The sequence below is a fragment of the Kitasatospora putterlickiae genome, assembly GCF_039527695.1.
Lineage (GTDB): Bacteria > Actinomycetota > Actinomycetes > Streptomycetales > Streptomycetaceae > Kitasatospora > Kitasatospora putterlickiae.
Genome location: NZ_BAAAKJ010000294.1, coordinates 9,493 through 15,155 on the forward strand (window position 1 = coordinate 9,493; position 5,663 = coordinate 15,155).

A 5,663-nucleotide genomic window follows, 5' to 3' on the forward strand; every position below is an offset into this window, starting at 1 on the left:
CACCCCCGCCGATCACTGCTTCGCCTGGTACAACTGCTTGTCGACCAGCACACCGTCCTTGAAGCAGAAGCGGATCGCGGTGTCCTCGTTCCAGCCGCCGCCCGACTGGTGGTCGGAGAGGAAGTAGCGGCAGACCGACCCGGTCGGCGGAGTGGGGCCGGTGCCCCGCAGGTTCTGGGTGAAGAAGTCGCTGCCGGGCGGCAGCAGCCGCTCCATCTCCTCCTCCGGGGTGCCGAGCCGCACCTCCTCGTACACCGTCCGCCGCACCGTGGAGTCCTGGGCGGACCGGACGAACCCGACGACGCCCCAGATCAGCAGGCCGAGGAGGACCAGCAGCACCGCGATGCCGCCGATCGCGCACCCGATCGCCGGGCTCCGCCGCCGCGACGGCGCGGGCCCGACCAGCGGCGCGCCGTCGAGCGCCCCCCGCACGCCCCAGGCCACGTCCGTACCCCCGGCCCCGCCCGTCTCCCACGCGCCGTCCGTCTCCCGCGCGCCGTCCGCGCCAGCGTCCGTCGTCACGCTCCCGGCGCCCGCCGGAGTCTCCGCGCCCTCGTAGGGCAGCACGGCCGCCAGCCGGAACCCGGCCTCGGTCGTCGGCCCGGCGTGCACCATGCCGCCGACCAGCCGGGCCCGCTCGCGCAGACCGGTCAGCCCCTGGCCGCCGCTGACGGCCGCCACCGCGCCACCGGGGCGCGCGCCCACCGGCTCGGGCGCCGCCGGGTTCACCACCTCGACCACCAGCGCGTCCGGCTCGTACCGCAGCGCGACCGTGATCGGTGCGCCGGGGGCGTGCTTGTGCGCGTTGGTGAGCGCTTCCTGAACGACCCGGTACGCCGCGTGCCCGGCGGACGCGCTCAGCGCACGGCGCTCACCGTCCCGCGCCAGCGACACCACCGTGCCCGCCGCCCGCGAGGAGGCGACCAGTCCGTCGATCCCGTCCACCCCGCCCGCCACGACGACCGGCCCGGCACCGGCGGCACCAGCCCCGGCGACCGGCGCGGACGGCGCCATCGACGACTCGTCGTGCAGCACCCCGACCACCTCGCGCAGCTCGCGCATCGCCGTGACCGCCGCCAGCCGCAGCACCCCGACCGCCTCACGCTGCCGGTCGGTGAGCGTCCGGTCGACCTCCAGCGCCCCGGTGTGCACCGAGATCAGCGCCAGCTGATGGCCCAGGCTGTCGTGCATGTCCTGGGCGATCCGGTGCCGCTCGCGCAGGCGCGCCTGGTGCGCGACCATCGCGCGCTCGCGCAGCAGCTGCTCGTTGCGCTCGCTCAGGGCGTCCATCAGTGCCCGGCGCTGCGCCCGGTAGCGGCCCCAGAGCGCGGGGAGCACCGCGAGCAGCAGGAATCCGCCCAGTGAGAATCCGACGATGAGCTTCACCGGCACCTGCCCGGCGTCCTTCAGCACGCCGAACAGCGTCATCAGCGTCCAGCCGCCGGTGAACGAGCCCGCCAGCACCGCGACCCGGCGCACCCGGGCACCGGCCGACCAGCCGGCGCAGATCAGCAGCGGCAGCGGCCCGCCGCCGAAGCCGCAGGCCACCGAGGTGAGCACCAGCACGGTCGCCGGCAGGCCGCGGCGCAGAAGAAAGAGGAGGACGACCGCCGACCCCATCGCGAGCGCGAGGCCGCTGCGGCTGGCCACCTCGATCAGCAGGGCGAGCCCCCCGAGCAGCAGCGCGCCCACCGCCTCGCGGATCACCGCCCCGGCCCGCCAGGGACCGGGCAGCGCCGTCCGTACCGCCTTCGACCAGGCCCTTGCTATGACGTCCACCCGTCGAGGCTAACGAAGCGGCCGTGCCGGGCACCGCCACCGTTCGTCGCGGCCGGGGCCGACGAAAGTCGCTCCGCCTGCGCCGGCACCGCCCGGCACGCCGGCCGGTTGGCCAGCCCGCCCGCTCAGCGGTAGGCGGTGAGCAGCAGCGCGATGTCGTCCACCCGGTGCGTCGAGCCGAGCTCGTGCAGCACCCGGTCGGCCAGCTCCTCCGGCCCCTCCGCGACCGCCGGCCGCCCGGCGCCCGGCCAGGTCAGGGCGGCGCACAGCCGTTCCACGCCCTCGTCGATCGCCTCCGACGAGTCCTCGACCAGACCGTCGGTGTACAGCGCGAGCAGCGATCCGGGCTCCAGGGTCAGCGGGTTGACGGGGTACGCGGCCGCTTCGTGCACGCCGAGCAGCGGTCCGCCGGGCACGTCCAGCACCTCCGTCCGCCCGTCCGGGTGGCGCAGCACCGGCGGCACGTGGCCGGCCCGGGCGACCAGGGCGGTGCCCTCCCCCGGGGTGAGCCGGACCAGGCAGCAGCTGGCGAGCAGCCCGGGATCGAGGTCGAGCAGCAGCTGGTTGGTCCGGGCCAGCACCTCGTCCGGGGGGTGGCCACCGGTGGTGAAGGCGCGCACGGCGCTGCGCAGCTGCCCCATGGTGGCGGCCGCGCCGACGCTGTGGCCCTCGACGTCGCCGATGACCAGGCAGAGGTCCCGGCCGGTGACGATGGCGTCGTACCAGTCGCCGCCGATCTCCATGCCCTGGGTGCCGGGCAGGTAGCGGGCCGCGATCCGGACCCCTTCCACGTGTGGCAGCCGGTGCGGAAGCAGCGCCTGCTGGAGACCGCGGGCCAGGGTGAACTCGGCGTCGTACAGCCGGGCGCGCTCCAGCGCCTGGGCGATGAAGCCGGCCAGCGCGGTGAGCAGGGCGCGTTCCTCCAGGGTGAAGACCCGGGGCCGGTCGAAGCCGAGGATGCAGCTGCCCACCGGGTGGCCGGAGGCGATCAGCGGCAGGAACGCCCAGGCCCCCATGTCGTCCAGGGTGAGCTCGGGGTAGGCGGCGGCCAGTTCGTCGACGGACTCGAAGAAGATCGGGGCGGCGCTGCTGATCGTCTCCGCCCCGGGGACCTTGGCGCCGACCGGGATGCCTTCGAAGCGGTCGAGGAAGCCGTCGGGGTAGCCGCTCTGCGAGACCAGCTGGAGCCGCTTGTCCCGCACCGCGTAGATGGCGAGCTCCTGGCCGCCGAGTGCCGGGAGGATCTCGTCGGCCACCGCGCGGAACACCTCGCGGGCGGTGACCGCCTCGCTCAGCGCGCTGGCCAGCTGGAGCAGGTGGTACATGGCGCCCAGGCCGGTCCAGGCGCCGGGCCGGGCGGGTTCGGCGGGCGGCGCGGCGGCGTCCGGGGGAGGTTCGGCGGCGACCACCCGGCCGGTGACGCCGTGCGCGTCGGGGTAGAGGGAGAACGCCAGCCAGCAGTCCGGCGGACGCAGCGCGAGGAACGCGGTGGGCTGCTGGGAGAGCAGCGCGGCCCGGTAGCGGTTCTCGTACACCGGGTCGGAGAGCCAGGACAGCACCTGCCACGGGTGGTGGCCGACCAGGTCCTCGCGGCGGGTCTGGAGCAGCAGTTCGACGCTGTGGTTGGCGTAGGTGATCCGGCCGTCCGGGTCGAGCGAGAAGACGCCGTCGCGCAGGCGTTCGACGGCGGCGGCCGCAGCGGTGCCGGTCCTGGTGTCGAGGACGGCGCCGACCAGCCGGCCCCAGGGTCCGGAGCGGTCGTGCGGGACCCGGGCCCAGAGTTCGACGGGATAGGGGTGCCCGTCGCGGTCCAGCACCCGCAGCCGGGCGGCGAGCACCCGCTCCCCGTCCAGGGCGCCGCGCACGGCGGACCGGAACTCCGGCAGGTCACCGGGGGCGATCCGGTCGGCCACCGTGGTGGCGCGGCCGTCGAAGTCGCCGGGGGCGAGGCCGAAGATCTCGCAGAACTGCTCGTCGGCGGTCACCACGCCGGCCAGCACGTCCCAGTCGAACAGGCCCACCCGGGTGGTCGGCGCGGACGGCGGGGTGAGTTCGACGACCGTGGTGTCCCCGTTCGGCTCCACCAGGTGGCCGGCCGCCGCCAGCGCGGCCAGGCCGGCGGCCAGCCGGTCGGCGACGCCGCGCAGGTGACGGCGCGCGCCCTCGGGCACCCCACCGACCGAGGCGGGCCCCAGCACACCCAGGACCCCGTACGACTCCCCGCCCGCCCGGACCGGGACCCACGCGGAGGCGAAGTCGTACGGCAGGCCGAGCGCGAACTGCGGGAAGCGGCGCATGGTGTCCTCGGTGTCGGCGAGCACCACCGTACGGCCGCCGCGGTGGCTCACCGCGACCGGCAGCGGGCCGGCGGCGGCGATCCGCCGGAACGGGCCGAGGACCGCGAGCGGCACGCCCGCGACGGCGCACAGCACCAGCGAGCGGCGGTCGCGGGAGCGCAGGTAGAGGGTCACGCCGTGCGCCTCCGCGCCACCGAGCACCCTGCGCACGGCGGAGGTCAGCAGGGCGTCCCGGTCACGGAGCGCCTGCTCCTCCGGGGACGGCTCGGCATGCCCGTGGAGACGGCGCGGGCCGGGTCGCACCGCCCGGGCACCGTCGCCACTCGGTCGCGGACCGGGCGGGTCCGCGGGCACACCCTCGCGCATGCTCCCTTGCTACGCCGGGCCCCAGGGGCTGTCAAGACGAGCCCCCGCCCGTCCCGGGGTGCCCGTCGGCCCCGGCTGCGCCACCATCGACCCCATGACGCGCCGTACCCCGGACCCGGGCCCGACCACCGTGGTCAACCTGAAGGGCCACCGCGACGACCCCGCGTTCGCCGACGTGGTCTACGTCGGCCGCGCGATGCACCGGGGCGGCTGGCACCTCGCCGAGTCCCCGCTGCACTGCCCCTACCGTCCCGGCCCCGATCTCACGCGCGAGCGGATGCTGGTCAAGTACCGCGCCCATCTCCTCGCCCACCCCGACCTGCTCGCCCTCGTCCCCGCCCTGCGCGGCCACCGCCTCGGCTGCTGGTGCGCCCCCCTCCCCTGCCACGCCGACGTCCTGGCCGCCCTCGCCGACCACGGCAGCCCCGGCTCTCACCACTAGCCGGACCTCGCCGGCCGGGCCGCGGCGGGAGACGGACCGGGAGGGTGGGGGTGCGGGTGGTCTGGGTATTCTCGCTGGACAGTGCAGCGCGAACCGCTGCCCCGGGGGAGACGAGTAGTCGCGTATGGGGTCCACACCGTCCGATCGGTCGGCGGGCGAGGCGTCCTGGCAGTGGGACGGGGAGGACGAGGGCCGTGCCTCCGCTGCGGCCGGGGACGTGGTGAGCGGCGGGGGTGCCGGGCCGGGGATGCCCCGGCGGCGGCTGCTGATCGGGGCCGGGGTGCTGGTGGCGGGTGCCGCCGTGTGGGGGGTGTCGCGGGCCGGCGGCAGGTCGGAGGCCGAGCCGCCGCAACCGCAGCCGCAGCCGTTGCCCACCAGGGTGGTCGGCCCGGAGCCGGTGTGGGCCTACCGGGGCCCCGAGCCGATGACGCCGGGCCGGCTGAACGGCCGGCTGTTCGCGCCCTCCTACGTCACCCGCCGCGGTGTGCGCCTGCTCGACCCCGAGCACGGCACCCTGACCGGGGTCATCGAGGCGAACCCGCCGAAGGGCTCCCCGGACGACAACCCGCTGTTCGCCGGCGCGGGCCGGCTGTTCACGGTCTCGCCCGGCCACGTCGACGCCCGGGCGCTGGTGGACCCGGCCACCGACTGGAGCCTGCCGCTGCCCCAGGAGCTGGGCGACTCGATCACCCTGTACGGCTGCGACGGGAGCCGGGTGTACGGCTCGGTCTCCTCCAGGGGCGACCTGCGGCGCAACCTGTTCGCGCTGGACGCCGGCG

The 5,663-nt window shown here is 76.2% G+C and carries 3 protein-coding genes and 1 pseudogene; 2 read left to right on the top strand and 2 right to left on the bottom strand.

Going from position 1 to position 5,663, the window contains the following annotated elements:
- Positions 1-12: 12 nt before the first annotated feature.
- Positions 13-1,779 carry a sensor histidine kinase gene (locus ABD308_RS28540; RefSeq protein ID WP_344340528.1) on the bottom strand — a complete coding sequence of 589 codons (1,767 nt, stop codon included), beginning with the start codon at positions 1,777-1,779 and terminating at the stop codon, positions 13-15.
- Between the two features lie 125 nt (positions 1,780-1,904).
- The gene (locus tag ABD308_RS28545) at positions 1,905-4,379 is read right to left on the bottom strand and encodes a SpoIIE family protein phosphatase (RefSeq protein ID WP_344340531.1); all 2,475 of its coding nucleotides are present in this window, start codon (positions 4,377-4,379) and stop codon (positions 1,905-1,907) included.
- A gap of 157 nt (positions 4,380-4,536) precedes the next feature.
- Between ABD308_RS28545 and ABD308_RS28550 the strand changes: the two genes are divergently transcribed.
- Together ABD308_RS28550 and ABD308_RS28555 are read left to right on the top strand one after the other, a co-directional pair.
- Complete coding sequence (locus tag ABD308_RS28550; protein ID WP_344340534.1) at positions 4,537-4,884, top strand: DUF4326 domain-containing protein; 348 nt, start codon at positions 4,537-4,539, stop codon at positions 4,882-4,884.
- Positions 4,885-5,008: 124 nt separating this feature from the next.
- Positions 5,009-5,663, top strand: a pseudogene (locus ABD308_RS28555) (hypothetical protein); the annotation flags it as partial.

Coding starts and splice junctions, on each gene's coding strand:
- ABD308_RS28550 (WP_344340534.1), top strand. CDS start 4,537: ATGACGCGCCGTACCCCGGACCCGGGCCCGACCACCGTGGTCAACCTG.